23 protein-coding genes are annotated in these 23278 nt (G+C 67.3%); 7 read left to right on the forward strand and 16 right to left on the reverse strand.

The genetic code is table 11. The features are described 5' to 3' along the window. The 6 genes from M3I56_RS37480 to M3I56_RS37505 form a co-directional block, all read left to right on the forward strand. Nucleotides 1-824, forward strand: an 824-nt coding sequence (locus M3I56_RS37480; protein ID WP_254358262.1) for a UDP-2,3-diacylglucosamine diphosphatase, incomplete at its 5' end; no start/stop codon positions are given. A gap of 70 nt (nt 825-894) precedes the next feature. Beyond that, nucleotides 895-1926 carry a glycosyltransferase family 1 protein gene (locus tag M3I56_RS37485; protein ID WP_254358263.1) on the forward strand — a complete coding sequence of 344 codons (1032 nt, stop codon included), beginning with the start codon at nt 895-897 and terminating at the stop codon, nt 1924-1926. 116 nt (nt 1927-2042) lie between these two features. Beyond that, nucleotides 2043-2759: a diacylglycerol kinase gene (locus M3I56_RS37490; RefSeq protein WP_302057169.1), complete on the forward strand. Its 717-nt coding sequence runs from the start codon at nt 2043-2045 to the stop codon at nt 2757-2759. A gap of 194 nt (nt 2760-2953) precedes the next feature. Continuing rightward, complete coding sequence (locus tag M3I56_RS37495) at nt 2954-3676, forward strand: TetR/AcrR family transcriptional regulator (RefSeq protein WP_028205698.1); 723 nt, start codon at nt 2954-2956, stop codon at nt 3674-3676. Nucleotides 3677-3689: 13 nt separating this feature from the next. Further along, on the forward strand, nt 3690-4274 hold the full coding sequence (locus M3I56_RS37500; RefSeq protein WP_028205699.1) for a TIGR00730 family Rossman fold protein: 585 nt from the start codon (nt 3690-3692) through the stop codon (nt 4272-4274). Between the two features lie 73 nt (nt 4275-4347). Beyond that, complete coding sequence (locus M3I56_RS37505) at nt 4348-5094, forward strand: SDR family oxidoreductase (protein ID WP_028205700.1); 747 nt, start codon at nt 4348-4350, stop codon at nt 5092-5094. A gap of 19 nt (nt 5095-5113) precedes the next feature. Here the strand turns inward: M3I56_RS37505 and M3I56_RS37510 are convergent, their stop codons facing one another. The 16 genes from M3I56_RS37510 to M3I56_RS37585 all read right to left on the reverse strand — a co-directional run bounded on the left by M3I56_RS37510 (nt 5114) and on the right by M3I56_RS37585 (nt 22169). Further along, the gene (locus tag M3I56_RS37510) at nt 5114-5701 is read right to left on the reverse strand and encodes a DUF924 family protein (RefSeq protein ID WP_035513696.1); all 588 of its coding nucleotides are present in this window, start codon (nt 5699-5701) and stop codon (nt 5114-5116) included. Then, nucleotides 5698-6435 carry an alanyl-tRNA editing protein gene (locus M3I56_RS37515; protein WP_254358264.1) on the reverse strand — a complete coding sequence of 246 codons (738 nt, stop codon included), beginning with the start codon at nt 6433-6435 and terminating at the stop codon, nt 5698-5700. Before M3I56_RS37515 ends, M3I56_RS37510 begins: the two co-directional genes overlap by 4 nt. A gap of 159 nt (nt 6436-6594) precedes the next feature. Beyond that, entirely contained in the window at nt 6595-7005 is a 411-nt protein-coding gene (locus M3I56_RS37520; protein ID WP_254358265.1) for a group II truncated hemoglobin, read from the reverse strand. A 96-nt stretch (nt 7006-7101) separates the two neighbouring features. Then, nucleotides 7102-9699, reverse strand: a complete 2598-nt coding sequence (locus tag M3I56_RS37525) for an ABC transporter permease (RefSeq protein WP_254358266.1) — start codon at nt 9697-9699, stop codon at nt 7102-7104. A 131-nt stretch (nt 9700-9830) separates the two neighbouring features. Then, nucleotides 9831-10445, reverse strand: a complete 615-nt coding sequence (locus tag M3I56_RS37530; protein ID WP_254358267.1) for a DUF4126 domain-containing protein — start codon at nt 10443-10445, stop codon at nt 9831-9833. A 210-nt stretch (nt 10446-10655) separates the two neighbouring features. Further along, complete coding sequence (gene sugE / locus M3I56_RS37535; RefSeq protein ID WP_069265301.1) at nt 10656-10976, reverse strand: quaternary ammonium compound efflux SMR transporter SugE; 321 nt, start codon at nt 10974-10976, stop codon at nt 10656-10658. A 114-nt stretch (nt 10977-11090) separates the two neighbouring features. Continuing rightward, a complete protein-coding gene (gene kdpE / locus M3I56_RS37540; RefSeq protein ID WP_028205706.1) occupies nt 11091-11789 on the reverse strand; it encodes a two-component system response regulator KdpE in 699 nt (232 codons plus the stop codon). Next, a complete protein-coding gene (locus M3I56_RS37545) occupies nt 11782-14712 on the reverse strand; it encodes a sensor histidine kinase KdpD (protein ID WP_254358268.1) in 2931 nt (976 codons plus the stop codon). The genes kdpE and M3I56_RS37545 overlap by 8 nt, the downstream gene beginning before the upstream one ends. 132 nt (nt 14713-14844) lie before the next feature. Next, a complete protein-coding gene (kdpC, locus tag M3I56_RS37550) occupies nt 14845-15423 on the reverse strand; it encodes a potassium-transporting ATPase subunit KdpC (RefSeq protein WP_028205707.1) in 579 nt (192 codons plus the stop codon). A 44-nt stretch (nt 15424-15467) separates the two neighbouring features. Continuing rightward, a complete protein-coding gene (kdpB, locus tag M3I56_RS37555; RefSeq protein WP_254358269.1) occupies nt 15468-17552 on the reverse strand; it encodes a potassium-transporting ATPase subunit KdpB in 2085 nt (694 codons plus the stop codon). Between the two features lie 32 nt (nt 17553-17584). Next, nucleotides 17585-19390, reverse strand: coding sequence for a potassium-transporting ATPase subunit KdpA (gene kdpA / locus M3I56_RS37560; protein WP_254358270.1), 1806 nt, complete (start codon nt 19388-19390; stop codon nt 17585-17587). Continuing rightward, a complete protein-coding gene (kdpF, locus tag M3I56_RS37565; protein ID WP_027819619.1) occupies nt 19387-19479 on the reverse strand; it encodes a K(+)-transporting ATPase subunit F in 93 nt (30 codons plus the stop codon). Before kdpF ends, kdpA begins: the two co-directional genes overlap by 4 nt. Next, nucleotides 19476-19598 carry a potassium ABC transporter ATPase gene (locus tag M3I56_RS37570; RefSeq protein WP_069265305.1) on the reverse strand — a complete coding sequence of 41 codons (123 nt, stop codon included), beginning with the start codon at nt 19596-19598 and terminating at the stop codon, nt 19476-19478. The genes kdpF and M3I56_RS37570 overlap by 4 nt, the downstream gene beginning before the upstream one ends. 265 nt (nt 19599-19863) lie before the next feature. Further along, on the reverse strand, nt 19864-20838 hold the full coding sequence (locus M3I56_RS37575; RefSeq protein ID WP_254358271.1) for a quinone oxidoreductase: 975 nt from the start codon (nt 20836-20838) through the stop codon (nt 19864-19866). A 59-nt stretch (nt 20839-20897) separates the two neighbouring features. Continuing rightward, nucleotides 20898-21287 (reverse strand): methylglyoxal synthase, encoded by a 390-nt coding sequence (locus tag M3I56_RS37580; RefSeq protein ID WP_028205712.1) that lies wholly within the window; start codon nt 21285-21287, stop codon nt 20898-20900. A 102-nt stretch (nt 21288-21389) separates the two neighbouring features. Then, entirely contained in the window at nt 21390-22169 is a 780-nt protein-coding gene (locus tag M3I56_RS37585; RefSeq protein ID WP_254358272.1) for an SDR family oxidoreductase, read from the reverse strand. A gap of 373 nt (nt 22170-22542) precedes the next feature. Here M3I56_RS37585 and upp point away from each other — a divergent pair, with 373 nt between their 5' ends. Then, nucleotides 22543-23193 (forward strand): uracil phosphoribosyltransferase, encoded by a 651-nt coding sequence (upp, locus tag M3I56_RS37590; protein WP_254358273.1) that lies wholly within the window; start codon nt 22543-22545, stop codon nt 23191-23193. The last annotated feature ends 85 nt before the right edge of the window (nt 23194-23278 follow it).

The raw sequence follows: 23278 nt of genomic DNA on the forward strand, positions 1-23278 counted from the left end.
CCCCCACCACCGGCTCCCACGACGACGACCATCCCGATCCCACCCGCTACCGCACGATCTGGCTCTCCGATATCCATCTCGGCACGGGCGGCTGTCAGGCGTCGTATCTGCTCGATTTTCTGCGCCACAACGAGTCGGAGTATCTGTACCTCGTGGGCGACATCATCGACGGCTGGCAGTTGAAGAAGGGCTGGTACTGGCCCCAGGCGCACAACGACGTCGTGCAAAAGGTGCTGCGCAAGGCGCGCAAGGGCACTCAGGTCGTCTACATCCCGGGCAACCACGACGAGAGCGCGCGCCAGTTCTGCAATCTCGCATTCGGCGACATCCACGTGCGCGAGGAAGCCTTCCACACGACGCTCACCGGCAAACGCCTGTGGGTCGTGCACGGCGATCTCTTCGACGGCGTGATCCAGCACGCCAAGTGGCTCGCCTACCTCGGCGACTCGGCCTACACGCTGATCCTCCTGCTCAACCGCTGGTTCAACCGCGTGCGCGCGAAGCTCGGCTTCCAGTACTGGTCGCTCTCGCAGTACCTCAAGCATCAGGTCAAGAACGCGGTGAACTTCATCTCCTCGTTCGAGCGCGTAATGACCGACGAAGCACGCCGCCGCGGCTGTGACGGCGTGGTCTGCGGCCACATCCACAAGGCCGAAATTCGCGACATCGACGGCATCCTGTACTGCAACGACGGCGACTGGGTGGAGAGCCTGTCCGCGCTCGTCGAGACGTTCGAGGGCGAGTTACGCATCGTCTACTGGACCGTGAAGCGCGCGCCGGAAGCACAGGTCTCGACACGCAAGGCGCGTGTGAGCGCCGCCTGAGTGTCGACTGATTCCGCCAAGCAGCAGCAGCCATAACCGCACTACCGAACGACAAGAGGGCCGACGACCGATGAAAGTAATGATCGTGACCGATGCATGGGAGCCGCAGGTCAACGGCGTGGTTCGAACGCTGAAGAACACGACGCGCGAACTCATCGCGCTCGGGCATCAGGTCGAGCTGCTCACGCCGCTGGAGTTCCGCACGATACCGTGCCCCACCTACCCGGAAATCAAGCTCTCGCTGTTTCCGAAGCGGCATCTGAAGGAACGCATCCGCGCATTCGGGCCCGATGCGATCCACATCGCGACCGAAGGCCCGCTCGGACTCGCCGCGCGCCGCTACGCAATCGACCACGACCTGCCCTTCACGACCGCTTATCACACGCGCTTTCCCGAATACGTGCAGGCGCGCTTCGGCGTTCCGCTCGCGGCGACCTACCGCTTTCTGCGCTGGTTCCACAAGCCCTCGCTCGCGGTGATGGCGCCCACGCCCATCGTGAAGACCGACCTCGAGAAGTTCGGCTTCACGAACGTCGTGCTGTGGACGCGCGGCGTGGACCTCGACATCTTCCGGCCGATGGAATCGAAAGTGCTCAACACGGCGCGCCCCATCTTCCTGTATGTGGGCCGCGTGGCCGTGGAGAAGAACGTCGAGGCGTTTCTCAAGCTCGATCTGCCCGGCTCGAAATGGGTGTGCGGCGAAGGCCCGGCGCTCGCCGAGTTGAAGTCGCGCTATCCCCAGGCGAATTACCTGGGTGTCCTGAGCCAGCCCGAACTCGCGAAGGTCTACGCTGCCGCCGACGTATTCGTGTTCCCGAGCCGCACCGACACCTTCGGTCTCGTGCTGCTCGAAGCGCTCGCATGCGGCACGCCGGTGGCCGCCTACCCGGTGACGGGTCCAATCGACGTGCTGGGCACGGGCGGGGCGGGCTCGATGAACGAAGACCTGCGCGAAGCGTGCCTCGAAGCGTTGAAGATCGACCGCGCCGAGGCGCGCGCCTGGGCCGAGCGCTTCTCGTGGCACGCGGCCTCCGAGCAATTCGCGGCGCATCTCAAGCCGCGCTCGCGCGCGACGATGGAGCCTTCCAGCGCCGCAGTCTGAGCGCGTGGCCGGCTATGGTGCGCGCTTCGATAGTCCGCGAGCGCGCCGGGGACACGGACGGCCCCGGCGCAACCGCCTCCCACGCGTGCGATACTGGGGTACTACCTGGCACCACCATGACGCCACGTCCTCCGTTACCGCCGCATAGCGCCCAGGGCGCACGCAGTCCCAATCCGCCAGCCAGCCAGCGTGCCGGCGGCTCTACGCGCGCCGCACGCGCCGCCGAAGTGCTCGATCCGCGCGCGCCCGCTTCCGCCGCTGCCGCACCTGGCGTTGCGCCGCCAGCCGCATCCGCAGCTGCGAGCGAGCCCGCCAAGCCCACTGCGCCCACCGCACCCGCTACGCCGCGCGCTGCCGCCGCGGAGCCGCCCGAGCCGCCGCATCTGCATGAACCGCTCGGCCCCGACGATCCGCTCGCCCCGTTGCCCTTCAACCCCTACAAGGGCAACCGCGGCATCACCCGTGCATGGAAGGCGCTCAAGTACTCGATCAAGGGCTTTCGCGCCGCCATCCGCGAGGAAAGCGCGTTTCGCCAGGAGCTCACGCTCTCGGCCATCCTCGTGCCGATCGGCGTGCTCATCCCGGTCGAGCCCGTCGAGCGCGTGCTGCTGCTCGGCTCGGTCATCCTCGTACTGATCGTCGAGCTGCTCAATTCGAGCATCGAAAACGCGGTGGACCGCATCGGCCTCGAGCGCAACGAGCTCTCGGGCCGCGCCAAGGACCTGGGCAGCGCGGCCGTGACGCTCGCCTTGCTGCTTTGCGTCCTGACCTGGGGGCTGATCCTCGTACCCCGTTTCGGGCCGCTGCTGCTGCACGGAATCGGCGTACTCTAGCGCCACACGCCCCCGTACCGCGGGGGCCACGCCTCTCTCCCCAACTCCTGACAGACGCAAGCTGTCGGTGCGCGCGGGCCGTCGGTTTATAATCAAACGACAGTCTTATAACGACCAACCGCGTCCGGGCCGCGCGCACCGCAATATACAAGCGGGCGCCTGTGCCCGGCACTGCATTTTCAGGGCCGGACGACATGGATGCCAAACCTCCCCGCCGTACACGCGAACGGATTCTCGAGCTGTCGCTGAAGCTGTTCAACGAGATCGGCGAGCCGAACGTCACTACGACGACCATCGCCGAGGAAATGGAGATCAGTCCAGGCAACCTGTACTACCACTTCCGCAACAAAGACGACATCATCAACAGCATCTTCAGCCAGTTCGAGCAGGAGATCGAAAAGCGTCTGCGCTTTCCCGAGGACCATCGCGCCACCATCGACGAGATGTGGGCGTACCTGCAGTACATGGTCGACTTCACGTGGCGCTACCGCTTTCTCTATCGCGACCTGAACGACCTGCTCGCGCGCAACCGCACGCTGGAGATGCACTTCAAGCAGATCATCAGCCACAAGGTGCACTTCGCGAAGCAGTTCTGCGAGCAGCTCATGGAAGACGGCGACATGGTCGCCACGCCGGCCGAAATCGACGTGATCTCGACCAATATCGGCGTGATCGCCACCTACTGGCTCTCCTACCAGTTCGTGATGAATCCGCGCAAGTACAACGACCAGGAAGCGATTCGCGACGAGCTGCACCAGGTGAGCGTGCAGATCGTCTCGCTGATGGCGCCGTATCTGCGTGGCCGCGCGCGCGAGCTGTTCGACGATCTCGTCTCGGGCAAGCTCGCCAAGCGCGAGTTCTACGACTACCTGCCGCCGCGCGAAGGCGCGGGCGCCGCCAAGGACAACCGGGAATAAAGGCCAAAGCCGAATGAAAGCAGTCTGCGTGTATTGCGGCTCCTCACCTGGAGTCAACCCGATTTATACCGAAGCCGCACAGGCATTCGGCCGCGCGCTCGTCGCCGCGAACCTCGCGCTCGTCTATGGCGGCGGCAAGGTCGGCCTGATGGGCGTGATCGCCGACACCGTGATGGCGGGCGGCGGCCGCGCCATCGGCGTGATCCCCGAGCTGCTGGTGGACAAGGAAGTGGGCCACGTGGGCCTCACCGAGCTGCACGTCGTGCCCGACATGCACCAGCGCAAGAAGATGATGGCCGACCTCTCCGACGCCTTCGTCGCGATGCCGGGCGGCGCGGGCACGCTCGAAGAGCTGTTCGAGGTCTATACGTGGGCGCAGCTCGGCTATCACCACAAGCCAGTGGGCGTGCTGAACATCGGCGGCTTCTACGATCCGCTCATGGCGCTGCTCGATCACACGGTGCGCGAAGGCTTCATGCGCCAGACCTACCTCGACATGCTGCAGACCGACAGCGACCCGGTTGCGCTGATCGCGAGGCTCAAGCGCTATCACGCGCCCGCGAAGGACAAGTGGGCGGACTTGCGCGAGAACGTTTGATCCCGCCCGCTTAGCGCTGTTCGCCCGACAAACCGAAGTCACCACGCGCAGTCACTACGATGGGTACATCGCGATGAGCAAGGTTGTCCTGATCACCGGCGCAAGCCGCGGCATCGGCCGCGCGACGGCGCGTCTGCTTGGCGCAAACGGCTGGACCGTGGGCGTCAACTATCTGCACAACGAACCGGCCGCCGACGAAACCGCCGCCGAAGTGGGCCGCGCAGGCGGCCACGCGCGCGTGCTGCGCGGCGACGTCGCGAGCGAGGCAGACGTCGTCGCGATGTTCGACGCGCTCGAATCGGCTTATGGCCGCATCGATGCGCTCGTGAACAACGCGGGCATCGTGGCGCCCGGCAGCCAGGTCGCCGACATGAGCGCCGAGCGTCTGAAGCGCATGTTCGACGTGAACGTGTACGGCGCGTTTCTGTGCGCACGCGAAGCGGCGCGACGCATGTCGAAGGATCGCGGCGGCGACGGCGGCTCGATCGTCAATGTGTCTTCGGCTGCCGCGCGGCTCGGCTCGCCCAACGAATACGTGGACTATGCGTCGTCGAAAGGCGCGGTCGACACGATGACGATCGGGCTCGCCAAAGAACTCGGCCCGCAGGGCGTGCGCGTGAACGCGGTGCGCCCGGGCCTCATCGACACCGAAATCCACGCGAGCGGCGGCCGCCCCGATCGCGCGGCCGTGCTCGGCGCGCAAACGCCGCTCGGCCGGCCCGGCAGCGCCGACGAAGTCGCGCAAACGATCGTGTGGTTGCTGAGCGACGCCGCCTCGTATGTCACAGGCGCCCTGCTCGACGTGAGCGGCGGACGCTGAACTCGCGCGCGGGATTCGGCTAGAACGACGAACCCCGCTCGCGCAAAAACGCGGCCTCTTCGTCGGTGGAAATGCGGCCCAGTTGCGCGTTGCGATGCGGGAAGCGCCCGAAGCGCTCGATGATCTTCGCGTGGCGCACCGCATAATCGTAGTAGCCCTTCCCCTCAGGATCCTTCGCCAGCTCGCCGAACAGACGCAGCGATTCGCGCTGCGCTTCGGCGCCTTCGGCGTGTTCGAACGGCAGATACGCGAAGGAGCGGTGCTGCAGCGTGGGCAAGCGCAGATCCGCGCCGCTCGCCACCATCATGCGCGCGATGCCGAGCGCCTTGTCGTCCGCGGAGAATGCGTGCCGCGTGCCGCGATGGCAGTTGCGCGAGAACTGGTCGAGCACGATCAGAAGCGCGAGCGCGCCTTCGGGCGTCTCGCACCATGCGTCGAGTTCGCCCGCACACGCGGCGTCGAGCAGCGCGCCGAAGCGTTCGCGCAGCCTGGCGTCGAACGCGGCGTTCTTGCGGAACCACATCTTGCGCTCGCGGCCGAATTCCTCCGAGCCCGGCGCGCCGAACCAGAAGTCGAGCACCTCGCGCGCACGCGCGTCGAGATTCATTCCGCCAGTTCCAGCACGAGACGCCGCGTGCGCGCGCTCTTCTTCTCGAGCTTCGCCACCCGCAGCGCGCCGATCTCCTGCGTGTTGCGCACGTGCGTGCCGCCGCAGGGCTGCAAATCGACGTTATCGATACGCAAGAGGCGCACACGGCCCAGGCCCATCGGCGGCTTCACGCTCATCGTGCGCACGAGTTCGGGGCGTTGCGCCATTTCCTCGTCGGTGATCCATTCGGTCGCCACCGCATGCGCGCCCGCAACGAGTTCGGCGAGCCGCGCCTCCACCATCTCGCGCTCGATCGGCTCGACGGTCGCGAAATCGAGGCGCGCATAGTCGGTCGTGATGCTGCAGCCGTCCACGGGGTATGGCAGCACCGCGCACATCAAATGGCTCGCCGTATGCAGGCGCATGTGCCGGTGACGGCGCGCCCAGTCGATCTCGGCGCGCACGCGCTCGCCCGCGGCGAGACGCGCGAGCAGCGCTTGCTGGCCGGGCGCGGGAACGTGGAGCGCGTCGTCGGGCGTGGCGCCTTCGAACTTCGCCTTGCGCGTGTCGGCAATCTCGATACGCGTGCCGTCGGCGAGCACCAGCGCGCCGGCGTCGCCGGCCTGGCCGCCGCCGAGCGGATAGAACACGGTCTGGTCGAGCCGCACGCCGTCCTCGCCAACGGCAAGCACGGTCGCTTCGCACTGCGTGAGATAGGCGTCCTCGCGAAAGAGCGCGCGGGTGGTCGTCATCGTGGGAGTCTCCTTGTTTTGCGTACCGCGGGCCATGCGCAGCCGGTCGCCCGCCAAAGGGCCATTATGGCCGCGACGCAAACCACCCCGCTGGACGGCCGCGATGCATGAGCGCCTGACTGTACCGGCCCACCGACCGGAACAATCGTGCCCAGTGAATCAGCCCGGATGATTGCGCATCCAGTCGGCGGTATCGAAGAACGAGTGCAGCAGGCGTTCGCGCAGCGGCTCCGGCAGGCCCACGTCTTCCATCGCCCAGGCCATGCAGCGCAGCCACTGGTCGCGCTCCGACGAGGCGATCGCGAACGGCAAATGGCGCGCGCGCAGGCGCGGATGACCGAAGCGTTCGATATAGTGGTCCGGGCCGCCAAGCCAGCCGCAGAGGAACCAGAACAGCTTGTCGCGCGAACCATCGAGCGTTTGCGGATGCATCGCGCGGATGCCCGCGAAATCCGCCTCGAGGTCCATCAGGTCATAGAAACGGTCGACGAGTTCGCGCACGCGCGCCTCGCCGCCGACGAGTTCGAAGGCCGGGGGTTTCTGCGGCGCTTCGTCGGCTGGATCGGTCATACGGTTGAATCAGGAAAAAAGAGGGACGGCAGCGCACTGCCCTAGACGAATGATTTTCGCACAGCGGCGCGTGGCGGGTGGCCGCGGGTTGCTGCACTACGCGTCGCGCAGCGACTGCAGCGCCGGGCGCGCGAGCACGTGCCGCAAGCTGATCCACCCGCCCACGCCCGCGCACACGACGCCTGCGGCGATGCCGGCCGGCAGGAGCCACGGATCGAACGGCAGATAGAAGAGAAACACGTGCGTGGCGAGCACCGAGCCCACCGCTTGCGCGCCGAGCGCCGCCATGAGCCCCGCGAGCGCACCCACGGAAATGAATTCGGCCACCTGCACCGCGCGCACCTGCTGGTGCGATGCCCCCAGCGCGCGCAGCAGCGCCGACTCGCGCATGCGCTCGTCGCGCGTGCCCGCGAGTGCCGCGTAGAGCACCAGCACGCCCGCGGCGAGCGTAAAGAGAAAGAGGAACTGCACCGCGCCGATCACCTGCTCCAGCACGCGCTCGATCTGCGCGAGAATCGGCGCGATGTCGATCGCGGTGACGTTGGGATAGCGGGCCACGAGACCGTCCACGACCTGGCGCTGCCCCGGCGGCAGGTGAAAGCTCGTGATGTACGTCGCCGGAAAATCGCGCAGCAGTCCGGGCGGCATCAGCACGAAGAAGTTGACCTTGAACGAGCCCCAGTCGAGCTTGCGCACACTCGTCACGGGCGCCGTGACTTCCAGGCCTGTCACGTCGAACTTGAGCACGTCGCCGGGCTTCACGTTGATGAGCTTCGCAAGTCCCTGCTCGATCGAAAGCTGCGGCGTGCCCGAATCGCCATACCAGGTGCCCGCCTCGATGCGATTGTCGTCGGGCAGTTTCGTCGTGTACGAGAGATTGAACTCGCGATCCACGAGCCGGCGCGCGTCCTCGCTCTTGTACGAGTCGGGATTCACGGGCTTGCCGTTGATCGAGATGAGGCGGCCGCGCACCATCGGCTGGAGATCGCTGTCGGCAGCCCCGGCAATGCCATGCGAGCGCAGCCACGCGGCCACGGCGTCGCGCTGATCGGGCTGGATATCGATGAGGAACTCGTTGGGCGCGTCGGGCGGTGTGGACTTGCGCCAGCCTTCGACGAGGTCGTTGCGCGTCATCGCGATCAGCAACAGGCACATGAGGCCGATGGCGAGCGCCGTGATCTGCAGCGCGCTTGCGCCCGGCCGCCGTTCGAGCGACGCCAGTGCGTAGCGCCAACCCACGCCCGCGCGCGCCTGGCCGGAGAGCCGAGCGCTGCGCGCCACGCGCGCCGCGCACCAGAGCGCCACGCGCGCCACGCTGGCGAACACGAGAAGCCCGATCGCGAAACCGCCGGCGACGATGCCGCCGAGCTTGAGTTCGCCCGCCGCGATCACGAGCAGCCCCGCGAAGAGCGCAATGCCGACGCCATAGGCCGCCCACGCGGCGCGTCCTTCGTCGCCCCACTCGCGGCGCAGCACGCGCACCGGCGGCACGCGCGTGAGCGGCAAGAGCGGCGGCAGCGCGAAGCCGAGCAGCAGCACGAGCCCCGCGGCGATGCCTTCGAGCACGGGCAACGGCCCGGGCTGCGGCAGCGCAACGTCAATGAGATTGCGGAGCCACGCCAGCAGCGCGAGATGACCCGCGTAGCCGAGCGCCACGCCCGCTGCGCCGCCCACGAGTCCGAGCCCCGCGAACTCCAGCACGAACAGCGTGCGCAACGTGCGTTGGCTCGCACCGAGGCAGCGCATCGCGGCGCAGGCGTCGAGGTGGCGGCGCGTGTAGCGATGCGCGGCCATGGCGATCGCCACCGCCGCGAGCAGCGCCGTCAGGAGCGACACGAGCGTGAGGAAGTGGCGCGCGCGGTCGAGCGTCTGGCGCACCTGAGGCTGGCCGTCCTGGAGCGATTCCAGCGCGACGCCGCGCATCTTGCCGCCATCCACGCGCGCACGCGACCAGGACGCGAACTGCGCGACAGCCGGATCGGCGCCCGCCACGAGCAGGCGGTAAGTCACGCGGCTGCCATAGCCGAGCAGACCGGTCGACGCGACTTCGTCGGCGCGCATCATGAGGCGCGGCGAGAAGTTCACGAACGAAAAGCCGCGGTCGAGTTCTTTCGTGATGAGCGCGTTCACGGTGAAGGTGCGCGTGCCGACCTTCACGGTGTCGCCGACATGGAGCTTGAGCGCGTCGAGCAGTTCGTCGTCCACCCAGACGGTGCCGGGCGGCGGAATGCCCTGCGCCGCGTGATCGGGCGCGCCCGGCGCCGCGGCGATACGCAGCGCGCCGCGCAACGGATAGTCCACCGAGACGGCCTTGACGGCGGCAAGGCGAGTCGCCGTTGCGCCCGGGGCGGCGGAAGCGCCCGCCGCTGCCGCAGCTTGTGGCGCCCCCGAACTCACCATGCTCGGGAAGATCGCCGTGGTCGCCGTGCGCAGCGAGAGCGACTGCGCCTCGCGCGCGAACATGGGATCGACGGGGTGATCGGCGCGCACGATGAAATCGGCGGCGATCATGCGCCGGGCATCGCGCTCGAGGCCGCGCTGCAGTCGGTCGGCGAGAAAACCGACGCTGGCGAGCGCCGCCACGGCCAGCACGAGCGCGAACAGCAGCATGGTGAGTTCGCCCGCGCGCCAGTCGCGCGCCGTCATGCGCGCGGCAAGATGCGCGAGATCGGACCAGCCCGGCGTAGTGCGCATGGCCACTGGCCCGCGCGGGCCGCCCGGACCGCCCGGGCCACCAGCGGCACCCGGCGACTCAGCCTGCACGAACCCCGGCCCGCCTTCGCTGCGCGGAGGCTTTGCGTTGGAGGGAGAAGGCGCGCCGCCGCTCAATCGTGACGACCTCGCAACGAAAGCCGCGAAACCATGTGCGTCGCCATGCCGCGAAAACCGCCCTGCACGCCGCGCCACAGGCGCGGCAGCGCCCAGGCCGCGAGCACGAGGAACGCCACGAGCATGACGAGGAAGAGCAGCGGCACGAAGAACGCGAGCAGCACGCCCACGAAGGTCATGCCGTCCTCCGCGCTCGATGTGACGACGTTCGAGAGCGGCTCAGGCGACAGATTGATGAGCGCGCGCGTGCCCGCCTTGGCGAGATGCGCCGTACCCGCGAGCGTGCCGCCCGCCAGCGCGGCGACGGTCAGCAGCGCCGGATCGGCATGGCCGAGCGCGCCGGCCGCGAGCACGGCCCCGGCCGGGATGCGGATGAAGGTATGCACCGCGTCCCAGAGCGAATCGAACGCGGGGATCTTGTCGGCGAGAAATTCGAGCACCGTGAGCGCGGCGGCGATGCTGATCACCCACGGCGAAGCGAGCACGGCGAGCGTGTCGGGCAGGTGAATCAGGCCAAGACGTTGCAGGACGCCGGCCATCAGCACCGTGAGATAGAGGCGCAGGCCGCTGCCCCAGGACAGGCCCGCTGCTAGCGAAAGTGGTTCCAGCATGGCTGCCTCCTCGCGCGGCGCGGCCGGGGCGCCGGCGCTCCGCGCGGGGAAGCGGGAGAGCAGGCGCTGTGCGCACACGCTCGCCGCTCATGCGGCGCGGAGTGTTATCGGGTTATGACCGTTCCATTATAGCCACGCTCGCTGCGGTGCCGCAGCGGTGTTGCGCGGCCGCGGCATAGGTCCGCATCGAGGTATGCGCAGCGAATTTAATCAGGCGGCCGAAGAAAGCTTGAGTCCGATGAGGCCGAGCACGATCAGCGCGGCGCTTGCCACGCGCGCGGCGCTCACTGCCTCGCCCATCATGAGGATGCCGAACACGAACGCGCCGACCGCGCCGATGCCCGTCCACACCGCGTAGGCGGTGCCGAGCGGCAGCTGACGCATGGCCATGGCGAGCAGGACGAAGCTGCCCAGGGCAGTGACCACGGTGAACACCGAGGGCCAGAGCCGCGTGAATCCTTCGGAAGATTTGAGACCGGCGGCCCACGCCACTTCGAGCAGGCCGGCGACAAGAAGAAGAAACCAGGACATGAGGAACGCTCCATTTAAAAAATGGGGCCGTCCCCGATGACGTCAACATCCGTAAGGCCGTCCTTACGGAACTGTAACTATAGCACCAGCGCGGTGCAGGCTCGCAGTGCGGCCTTACTGCACGCCGACCAGCCGATACCCCACGCCCGTCTCCGTGATGATGTGCTCCGGCTGCGCAGGATCGCGCTCCAGTTTTTGCCGCAGATGCGCCATGTAGATGCGCAGGTAATGACTGCTCTCCACGTGCGACGGCCCCCAGACCTCGCGCAGCAGTTGCCGGTGCGTGAGCACACGCCCCGCGTCGCGCACGAGGGTGGCGAGCAGGCGGTACTCGATCGGTGTGAGATGCACGGGCGCGCCCTCGCGCGTGACCTGGCGCAGGCCCAGATCGACGTTCACGGCGCCGAAGCTCACCTGCGGCGCCTCGTTCGCCCCGCCGCGGTTGCGCCGCCGTAGCTGCGCGCGAATGCGCGCAAGCAACTCGGACACGCCGAACGGCTTCGTGAGGTAGTCGTCGGCGCCAGCGTCGAGCGCGGCCACCTTCTCGCTTTCCTGGGTGCGCGCCGACAGCACGATCACGGGCAGATCGCTCCAGCCGCGCAGTTCGCGAATCACGTCGAGGCCGTCGGTGTCGGGCAGGCCCAGATCGACGATCACGAGGTCGGGCTTGCGCGTGGCGGCCTCCACGAGGCCCTGCTTGCCGGTCTCGGCGTCGTGCACGACGATGCCCTCGCCCTCCAGCGTTGCGCGCACGAATCGGCGAATCTGTTTTTCGTCTTCGATCAGGACGACGGCGATGCTCGGGTCACTCATTTGCGGGTTTGGAATCGACGGTTTTGGGGGGGGCGGCGGGCATCCGCGGGACGGCCTCCCCTGCGGCGGCCATCCGCGGGACGGCCTCCTCTGCGGCGGGCTCGAGCGGCTCGAGCGCTTCGCGTGCCTCTGGCGCATCGGTCACATCGGCGGGCAGCGGCGGCGGCGACTCTACGGGCAGCGCGAACCAGAACGTCGCGCCTTCCACATGGCCATCCGCGGCAACGCGATTGGACGCGCCGATTGTACCCCCGTGCGCCTCGACGATCGCCCGGCAGATGGCGAGTCCGAGCCCGATGCCGGGCTTGGCCGACTCCTTCTCGCCACGCGTGAACTTCTCGAACACGCGCTCGCCCATGCCGGGCGGCAGTCCCGGCCCGTTATCCTCGACCGAGACGCGCACGAACGGCTGGCCGCCCTCCTCCACGCGGCGCGCCGCGATGGTGAGCGGCGTGTCGGCGGGCGTGTACTTGGCCGCGTTCTCCAGCAGGTTCGAGAAGAGCCGCTCCATCAGCACGGCGTCGAGCTGGAGCAGCGGCAGGCCTTCCTCCAGCTTCACCTGCACGGGGTGCCGCGCGAGCACGCGGCGGCAAGCAGCGAGCGCGGCGCCCACGGTTTCCTCGAGCAGCGTCCACTGACGATTGAGATTGAGGCTGCCCGCCTGCAGCCGCGCCATGTCGAGCAGGTTCGTGACGATGCCCGTCATGCGTAGCGCCTCGTCGTGAATCGCCTCGATCAACTCGCCCGAGCGCGAGTCGCGCGCATCCTCGGGCTCGTGCGTTTGCGCGAGCATCGACGAGAAACCGACGATCGTCGTGAGCGGCGTACGCAGGTCGTGCGAGATGGCCGAGAGCAGCGAGTTGCGCAGCCGCTCCGACTCCATGTTGACGAGCGCGTCGCGCGCGATGTCCACGTAGTGCACGCGCTCGAGCGCGAGCGCGATTTGCGCGGCGAACGCGTCGAGCATGCGCTGCTGCTCGGGCACCTGGAGTTCGCGCGCGTCGCGCGTCACGACGGCGAGCACGCCGCGCGTGCGCATTGGCGCCTTGAGCGGCAAGTAGCGCGCCACGGCCGCCGGCAGCGTGTCGGTGCCGTTGCCCGCGGGCTTTTGCTGGTCGTACACCCACTGGCCCACGTCGATGTCGAGGTTCTTGGCTTCGAGCATGATCTTCGGATCGGGCTCCTCGATCTTCTGCTGCACCTTGTCGACGCTATCCGGCAGGAGCAGCGCCACGCGCGCGCCGAACACCTCGCTCACGTGGCGGCTGCCGATCGCCACGATCTGCTCGGTGGTAAGCGCCGCGGCCAGCTCGCGCGCCATCGCGTACATCGCGCCGGTGCGCTGCTCGCGCCGCTGCGCGACGCTCGCCTCGCGGCGCAGGCTCGACGTGAGATGGCTGATGACGAGCGAAGTGAGCAGCATGCCGACAAAAGTCAGCAGATATTGCGTATCGGAGACCGAAAACGACATGCGCGGCGGCACGAAGAAAAAGTCGTACGCCGCGACGCTTGCAAACGAGAGCATCACGCCCGGCCCGCGCCCGAGCTTCGTCGCCGCGAAGATCACGCCGAGCAGATACAGCATGACGAGATTCGCGAGATCGATGCGGTCGATCAGCTGGTTCGCGATGAGCGTCACGCACGCGCAGATCACGAGCGCGGCCCCGTAGGCGCGCGGCGGCGAGCGCTCGGTGCCCCCGGCCGCAAGCGCATCGCGCCAGGCGTTGGCAGCTCGCGTGGCGGCACTGGCCGCACCTCCTGGCTCGGTGCCCCCACGCACGGCTTCGCCCGCGCTCGCCCGCACGAGCGTGAGATCGACGTCGCCGGCTTTCTCGGCCAGGCGCTCGCCGAACGGGCGCTTCACCCAGCGTGACAAGCCCGTGCGCAGCGACCCGCCCGCCACGAGCTTCGACACATTGCGCAGCCGCGCGTAGCCGACCAGCGTGGTCGCGGCGTCCGCGCCTGCGAGCGTCGCCGTTTCGGCGCCGAGTTCGGAGGCGAGCTTGAGCGCGCCGAGCGTGCGCTCGCGCGTCGCATCGGGCAGACGCTGGAGCTTCGGCGTCTCCACGTACACGGCGATCCAGTCGGCCTTCAGACTCGCGGCGAGCCGCGCGGCGGCGCGCACCAGCGCGTTCGCCTCGGGCCCCGGCCCCACGCAGACGACGAGGCGCTCGCGCGCCTGCCACACATGCTGGATCGAGCGGTCGGCACGATACTCGCGCATCTGCGCGTCCACCCGGTCGGCGGTGCGGCGCAGCGCAAGCTCGCGCAGCGCGATCAGATTGCCCTTGCGAAAGAAGTTGCGCACCGCGCGCTCGGCCTGCGCCGGCATGTAGACTTTGCCGTCGCGCATGCGGTCGAGCAGCTCTTCGGCGGGCAGGTCGACGAGCGTGACTTCGTCCGCGCGGTCGAACACGCGGTCGGGCACGGTCTCCCAGACGCGAATGCCCGTGATCTGCCCCACCACGTCGTTGAGACTTTCGAGGTGCTGCACATTGACGGTCGTATAAACGTCGATGCCCGCGTCGAGTAGTTCGTACACGTCCTGCCAGCGCTTCATGTGACGCGCGCCGGCCACGTTCGAATGCGCCAGCTCGTCGACGAGCACGAGTTGCGGCTTGCGTTCGAGCGCGGCGTCGAGATCGAACTCCTCGAGCAGCCGCCCGCGGTAGGCAATGCGCTGGCGCGGCATCACTTCGAGGCCGGCGGTGAGCGCGGCGGTCTCGCTGCGCCCATGCGTCTCGACAATGCCGACCACCACGTCCACGCCTTCTTCGGCGCGGCGGCGCGCGGCCTGCAGCATTGCATAGGTCTTGCCGACGCCGGCTGACGCGCCGAAGAAAATCTTCAGCTTGCCGCGGCGGCGTTTTTCTTCGTCGCGCTGCAGCCGGTCGAGCAGTTCGTCGGGATCGGGGCGATTCATGCGGAAATCGGGATGAATATCAGGTGGGTTGCGCCTCGCGCACGAAAGATCGTCTCACCGTGGCACGGAAATGGCAAACCGCACGCTGGACGCGCCAGGCGTCGAGCGTGCGGCGCGGCTCAGCGCTCTCGTTCAGCTCACCTCTTTGCCGTCGAGCGCGAGGTTCAACTCGAGCACGTTCACACGCGGCTCGCCGAAGAGGCCGAACTGGCGGCCCTTCGTATTGCGGTCCACGAGCGCCTGCACGTCGTTCGCGCTCATATGGCGCGCTTGCGCCACGCGCGCCACCTGGTAGGCGGCCGCGGCCGGCGAGATCTCGGGGTCGAGTCCGCTGCCCGAAGACGTCACGAGGTCGGCGGGGATGGGCTGCGAGATATCGGTACCCGCGGCCTTGAGGGCGGCGATGCGGCCTTTAACCTCGTCGGCGAGCGCCGGGTTGGTCGGCCCGAGGTTCGAGGCGCCCGAGCTCGTCGCGTTGTACGGCATCGGCGAGGTGGCCGAGAGACGGCCCCAGAAGTACTGGGGCGCGTCGAACTGCTGGCCGATGAGCGCGCTGCCCACCACCTTGCCGTCGACTTCGACCAGACTGCCGTTGGCCTGGCGGTGGAACGCGGCCTGGCCGAACGCGGTCATCACGGCCGGATACACGAGGCCGGTGATGACCGTTAGCACGGCGAATATCACGATCAGAGGACGAAACTGCGATTTCATTTTGGCTTCCTATGTATCTATCCGTGTGTGTCTGTCTGCGCGGCTCAGACCCAGCCCAACGCGGCGAGCACCACGTCGATCAGCTTGATGCACGGGAACGGCAGGAGAATGCCGCCGAGGCCGTAGACCAGCAGGTTGCGGCGCAGCAGCGTCGCGGCGCCGAGCGGCCGGTACTTCACGCCCTTGAGCGCGAGCGGAATCAGCATCACGATGATGAGCGCATTGAAGATCACCGCCGAGAGGATCGCCGACGAGGGCGACGTCAGATGCATGACGTCGAGCACGCGCAGTTGCGGATACGTCGAAGCGAACGCCGCCGGAATGATCGCGAAGTACTTCGCGACGTCGTTGGCGATCGAGAACGTCGTGAGCGAGCCGCGCGTCATGAGCATCTGCTTGCCGATCTCGACGATCTCGATGAGCTTGGTCGGGTTCGAGTCGAGGTCGACCATGTTGCCCGCTTCCTTCGCGGCCTGGGTGCCCGTGTTCATCGCCACGGCCACGTCGGCCTGCGCGAGCGCCGGCGCGTCGTTGGTGCCGTCGCCCGTCATCGCCACGAGCTTGCCTTGCGCCTGGTGCTCCCGGATCGTCGCGAGCTTGGTTTCGGGCGTGGCCTGCGCGAGAAAGTCGTCCACGCCGGCTTCGGCGGCGATCGCGGCGGCGGTCAGGCGGTTGTCGCCCGTCACCATCACGGTCTTGATGCCCATCTTGCGCAGCTCGGCGAAACGCTCCTTGATACCGCCCTTCACGACGTCCTTCAGCTCGATCACGCCGAGCACGCGCGCGGTGCCGTCATGCATTTCGGCCACCACGAGCGGCGTGCTGCCGCGGCGGGCCACATCGTCCACGGCGTTGTCGACTTCGGCGGGGAAACGGCCGCCATGGGTTTCGACGTAATGCTTGACCGCGTCGGCGGCGCCCTTGCGAATCTCGCGGCCGGGCATGTCCACACCGCTCATGCGCGTTTGGGCGCTGAAGGCGAGGAACACGGCGTGCAGCGAGTTCATGTCGCGCTGGCGAATGTTGAAACGCTGCTTTGCGAGCACGACGATGCTGCGGCCTTCCGGCGTTTCGTCGGCGAGCGACGAGAGCTGCGCGGCGTCCGCGAGCACTTCTTCGGTCACGCCAGGCGCAGGCACGAACATCGACGCCTGACGGTTGCCGAGCGTGATCGTGCCGGTCTTGTCGAGCAGCAGCACGTCCACGTCGCCGGCGGCTTCCACCGCGCGGCCCGAAGTCGCGATCACGTTGGCCTGCATCATGCGGCTCATGCCGGCTACGCCAATCGCCGAAAGCAGACCGCCGATGGTCGTCGGAATCAGGCAGACGAGCAGCGCCACGAGCGCCGTGATCGTGACCACGTGGCCCATCTTCGCGGCTTCGACCGAGAACATCGAGAACGGCAGCAGTGTCGCCGTGGCAAGCAGCAGCACGATGCTCAGCGCGACGAGCAGGATCGTGAGCGCGATTTCATTGGGCGTTTTCTGGCGCTTCGCGCCTTCGACCATCGCGATCATGCGGTCGAGGAACGCTTCGCCCGGGTTCGCCGTGACGCGCACGACGATCCAGTCGGAAAGCACGCGCGTGCCGCCCGTCACCGAGGAAAAGTCTCCGCCCGACTCGCGGATCACCGGCGCGGATTCGCCCGTGATAGCCGATTCGTCAACCGATGCCACGCCTTCGATCACTTCGCCGTCGGCCGGAATCGTGTCGCCGGTCTCAACGAGCACCACGTCGCCGCGGCGCAGATCGGACGCCGTCATGATGCGGATCGGCGCCTTCGGATGCGGCTCGTTGAGCTTCTTGGCCATGACGTCTTTCTTGGCCTGGCGAAGCGATGCCGCCTGCGCCTTCGAGCGCCCTTCGGCGAGCGCTTCCGCGAAGTTCGCGAACAGCACCGTGAACCACAGCCAGAGCGCGACTGCGAGGATGAACCCCGCGGGCGCTTCGGCCTGCCCCACGAGCGCCGCGATCCAGAGGATCGTCGTGAGCACGCTGCCCACGTAGACGCAGAACATCACCGGGTTGCGCAACTGCGTGCGCGGATTGAGTTTTCTGAACGAGTCCACGATGGCCGGACGCACCAGCGCCGGATCGAACATGGACCGAGTTGCACTATGCTGATTCATTTTCGTTTCGCTCATGTTGCGAAGGCCCCGGTTCAATGCACGCCCATCATGATCAGATGCTCAACGCCGGGACCGAGCGCGAGCGCGGGCACATAGGTGAGTGCACCGACCAGCAGCACCGTGCCGAGCAGCAGCACGACGAAGAGCGGGCCATGTGTGGGCAGCGTGCCGCCCGTCACCGCAATGCGCTTCTTGCTTGCGAGCGAACCCGCGATGGCGAGCACCGGCACGATGGTCCCGAAGCGGCCGAACCACATGGCAATGGCGAGCAGCCAGTTATAGAACGGCGTGTTCACGGTAAGGCCGGCGAACGCGCTGCCGTTGTTGTTGGCGGCCGAGCTGAACGCGTACAGGATCTCGGAGAAGCCATGCGCGCCCGGATTGGCGATACCTGCCTTGCCCGCGTCGGCGAGCACTGCGATCGAGGTGCCGAGCAGCACGAGCAGCGGCGTGAGCAGCACGACGATCGAGACCATCTTCATCTCGAACGACTCGATCTTCTTGCCGACATATTCCGGCGTGCGGCCGATCATGAGCCCCGCTACGAACACCGCGAGCAGCGCGAACACGAGCATGCCGTAGAGACCCGAACCGACACCGCCGAAGATCACCTCGCCGAGCTGGATGAAGAGCATCGGAACGAGACCGCCAAGCGGCGTGAGCGAGTCGTGCGCCGCGTTCACGGCGCCGCACGAAGCCGCCGTGGTAGCGACCACGAAGATGCCCGTTTGTGCGATGCCAAAGCGCGTTTCCTTGCCTTCCATGTTGCCACCGGCCTGCAGCGCGCTTGCGTGCTGGTCGACGTTGAGCGTCGTGAACATCGGATTGCCCGACTGCTCGGCGGATAGCACGCCGCCCACGGCCACGGCGAACGCAACCGTCATCACCGCGAGCACCGCGACGCCTTGCCTGCGGTCGCCCACCACGTTGCCGAACACGAGACACAGTGCGGCCGGAATGATCAGGATCGCCAACATTTCGATGACGTTCGAGGCCGGCGTGGGGTTCTCGTACGGATGCGCCGAGTTCGCATTGAAGAAGCCGCCGCCGTTGGTGCCGAGCATCTTGATCGCGACCTGCGAGGCGACCGGGCCCATGGCGAGCGTTTGCGACGTGACCTTCGTGTCCACCGTTTCAGGGTTGCCCTTCGCGTCCTTCACCGGGTTGCCCTGGGCGTCCAGCTTCGGCGCGGCGTAGGTCGTGGTTTGCAGCACCGGCACGTCCTGATACGCCTTGAAGTTCTGGATCATGCCCTGGCTCATCAGGAGCGCGGCGATGATCGCAGACATCGGCACGAGGATGTAGAGCGTCGTGCGCGTGAGGTCGACCCAGAAGTTGCCGATGGTCTGCACCGAGTGGCGTGCAAACCCGCGAATCAGCGCGATCACGACCACGATGCCCGTCGCCGCAGACAGGAAGTTCTGCACGGTGAGACCGAGCATCTGCGTGAGATAGCTCACCGTTTGCTCGGGCGTGTAGTCCTGCCAGTTGGTGTTGGTGACGAAACTCACGGCCGTGTTGAACGCGCCGTCCACCGTCATCGCGCCGAACTGCTGCGGGTTGCCGGGCAGCCAGCCCTGAATGCGCAGCAGCACGTAGAGAAAGCCCACGCCGAGCACGTTGAACGAGATGGTGGCGAGCGCATAGCGCTTCCAGTTCATCTCGGCCTGCGGATCGACGCCGGCGATGCGATAGAGGAAGTTTTCGAGCGGCGCAAAGAGCCGCACGACGCGCGAGCGCCCGTCGAGCACGCGCGTCATGTAGCCCGATACGGGCACCGCGAGCGCGAGCAGGATGACGAGGAAAAGCCCCGCCTGGAGCAGCGTGTTGGTGTTCATTCGATATCCTCCGCGCGCAGGAGCGCATGGACGAGATAAACGAACAGCAACAGCGTTGCCGCCCCCGATAGCCAGAAGATCCAGGTCATGGGCGCACCCCCTTCGCACCTTGATCGCGGCGGTACTGCATCAGCTTCTCGCAGCCTGCGATCAACGCGTATGTGAGCGCGGCGAAAACCACCAGCCCCCCGATATACAGCACATCCATTGTCGTGTTCTCCATTCGCGGATGACGGATGGCTGAAAGTTACCCGCTGCGGCATTAAATCCGGATCAAAGGTTTCGCCGCTCGTATAAAAAACGCGTAAACGCGGGCGCGATCATGGGCCGGGGCGCAAAGAAAAAAGGCGCGCAACGGTGGCGTTGCGCGCCTTTTGGGTCTCCATGACGGCGTCACGGAACGTAAAGGTCGAATCAATGCGCCGGCGCCGATGGCATGCCCCGTGCGGCGCGGCGGTGCATCAATTGTTATGTCACGGGATCAGCACGGTCGAACCGGTGGTCCTGCGCGCTTCGAGATCGGCGTGAGCCTGCCCGACGTCCTCGAGCGCGTAGCGCTGGTTGATCGACGTCTTGACCTTGCCCGAAGACACCACGTCGAACAACTCGGCGGCCATCGCCTCGTAGTCGGCGCGCTTGGCCATATACGTGAATAGCGTCGGACGCGTGAAAAAGAGCGACCCGCGCCCGGCGAACTCCGACGAATCGATCGGCGGCAGCGGCCCCGAAGCATTGCCGAAGCTCACGAACATGCCGAGCGGCGCAAGACAGTCGAGCGATTTCGTGTAGGTATCCTTGCCGATCGAGTCGTACACCACGGGCACGCCCGCACCGTTCGTGATCTCGCGCACGCGTGCCGTGAAGTCCTCGCGCGTGTAGACGATCGGATGATCGCAGCCGTGCGCCTTTGCAATCGCGGCCTTCTCGTCCGAGCCCACGGTGCCGATCACGGTCGCCCCTAGCGCCTTCGCCCACTGGCACACGAGCAGGCCCACGCCGCCTGCCGCCGCCTGAATGAGGATGGTGTCGCCGGCCTTCACGCGATACGTGCGGCGCAGCAGGTATTGCGCGGTGAGGCCCTGCAGCATGATCGAAGCGGCGGCTTCGTCGCTGATCGCGTCGGGCAGCTTGATCACCTGGTCGGCGCGCAGCACGCGCTCCTGCGCATAGGCACCCGGCGGACGCGCGACGTAAGCCACACGGTCGCCCAATTTCAGCGCGCTCACGCCACCGCCCACCGCCGTCACCTCGCCGGCCGCTTCCATGCCGAGCCCGGCGGGCAGCGCCTGCGGATAGAGTCCCGTGCGGAAATACACGTCGATGTAGTTGAGGCCGCACGCGCTCTGGCGCAAACGCACCTCGCCCTCGCCCGGTTCGCCCACGTCGACCCCCACCCACTTCATCACTTCGGGGCCACCGGTTTTGTCGTATCGGATTGCCTTGGTCATCACGTCTCCTTGGTGTTGTCCTGGCTGGTTTCCTGAAATCGGGCTACGCGGCGCGCGCGTCAGACCGCGTTTTTCTGGCGCAGCGTGAGCACGTCGAGCAGCATGCGCGCCGTCGAGATGTTCGTCGCGCACGGCACGTCGTGCACGTCGCATGCGCGCACAAGCGCGTTGATGTCGGGTTCGTGCGGCTGCGGAGTCATCGGGTCGCGCAGGAAGATCACGATATCGACGTTGCCTTCCGCGAGGCGCGCGCCGATCTGCAGGTCGCCGCCGTGCGGGCCTGAGAGCATGCGCTCGACGTTCAGACCCGTCGCGGCCTCGATGCGCGAGCCGGTCGTGCCGGTCGCGATGATCTCGCATTGGCGCAGCGCATCGACGTATTCGCTCGCCAGCTTGACGATGTCTTCCTTCTTGTGGTCGTGCGCGATCAGTGCGACGCGGGTTGGCATGGCGTAAGTCTCCTTGACGTAGGGTTTGCGTGCGGAATAGTCGTGATGCGTGTCGTGAGGCGGCGCCAGCGGCGCCGCGGCTGCCCAGCGCTGAGTCGGATATCAGTAGGTGCCCGGATAAGCCCCGCCGTCGATCAGCCAGTTCTGCCCGGTGATATAGCCCGCGTGCACGCTGCTAAGGAACGCGCAGGCGCGGCCGAATTCCTCGGGCGTACCGAAACGTCCGGCCGGAATCGTCTTCATGCGGCGCGCGCGCGCTTCTTCTTCCGAAATCTGGCTCGCCTTCGCCTGCGCGACGATGGTGGCCTGGATGCGGTCGGTGTCGAACGCGCCCGGCAGCAGATTGTTGATCGTGACGCCCGTGGCCGCGACCTGGCGCGCCACGCCCGCGACGAAGCCCGTGAGGCCCGAGCGCGCGCCGTTCGAGAGGCCGAGCACGTCGATTGGCGCCTTCACCGAGGAGCTCGTGATGTTGACGATGCGCCCGTAGCCGCGCGCGATCATGTCGTCGATAGTGGACTGGATCAGCGCGATCGGCGTGAGCATGTTCGCTTCGAGCGCCGCGATCCACGCCTCGTGGGTGTACTTGCGGAAGTCGCCCGGCGGCGGGCCGCCCGCATTGTTCACCAGAATGTCCGGCGACGGGCAGGCCGCTAGCGCGGCGGCGCGGCCCGCTTCGGTCGTGATGTCGCAGGCCACCGCCTTGACGTCCACGCCCGTGCTCTTGCGGATATGCGCGGCGGTTTCCTCCAGCGTCTGCGCGGTGCGCGCGACGATCGTCACGTTGACGCCTTCGGCGGCGAGCGCCTCGGCGCAGCCGCGCCCCAGTCCCTTGCTGGCCGCGCACACCAGCGCGTTGCGTCCTGCGATGCCCATGTCCATCGTTTTCGTGTCCTTTTTGCGTGGATGACCGTCCTGTGGCAAGGCGGACACGGCCAGGCCCTGCGCCGCGCCGCCCTGCGACCTTTTTGGGATTCTAGAAGAATCGGGCGCGGCGCGTGAAAGGCCAATGGCGCGAGGCCCGGCAACCGGTCCGCGAAGTGGTGTCGCAACGCGCCATGCGCGCGCCCGCGCGCGCGTGCTTACCGTATACTTGCGGCTGTAGCGCGGCCCGGCGCCCTCGCAAGCCTTGAGCGCTTGCCGCGCGCGGCGGGCCGTGCTCGCCGCCACCGCACAACCCGGACGTGGGCTTCGGGCTCGCGCGGCAGCGGCACGACCGATTCTCCGATTCCCTTGCAGCCTCGTGCGCCCCGCCATGAAACAGGACAGCCGTTTCCCGAATCTCTTCATCCTCGATCACCCGCTGATCCAGCACAAGCTCACGCATATGCGCGACAAGGACACGTCCACGCGCACGTTCCGCGAGCTGCTGCGCGAGATCACACTGCTGATGGGCTATGAAATCACGCGCGACCTGCCGGTCGCGTCGCGCCGCGTGCAGACACCGCTCGTCGAAATCGACGCGCCCGTGATCGCGGGCAAGAAGCTCGCCATCGTGCCGGTGCTGCGCGCGGGCGTGGGCATGTCCGACGGCCTGCTCGAGCTGGTGCCCTCCGCGCGCGTTGGCCATATCGGCGTGTATCGTGCCGACGACCATCGCCCGGTCGAGTATCTCGTGCGCCTGCCCGACCTCGAGGACCGCACCTTCATCCTCTGCGATCCGATGGTCGCGACGGGCTACTCGGCGGCGCACGCCATCGACGTGCTCAAGCGCCGCGGCGTGCCCGGCGAGCGCATCCTGTTCCTCGCGCTGGTGGCCGCGCCCGAAGGCGTGGACGTGTTCCAGAAGGCGCACCCGGACGTGAAGCTCTACGTGGCGTCGCTCGATTCGCATCTGAACGAGCACGCCTACATCATTCCGGGCCTGGGTGACGCCGGCGACCGGCTCTTCGGCACGAAGAACTAACAGCTGCGCCGCGGTTGTTCAGGGGCGGCCGGGGGAAACTGGCCGCCCTCGCCCCCTTCCCCGCCTCGCGCGGACACACCCGATC

The organism is Paraburkholderia sp. CNPSo 3281, from assembly GCF_024206515.1.
Classification (GTDB): Bacteria; Pseudomonadota; Gammaproteobacteria; order Burkholderiales; family Burkholderiaceae; genus Paraburkholderia; species Paraburkholderia nodosa.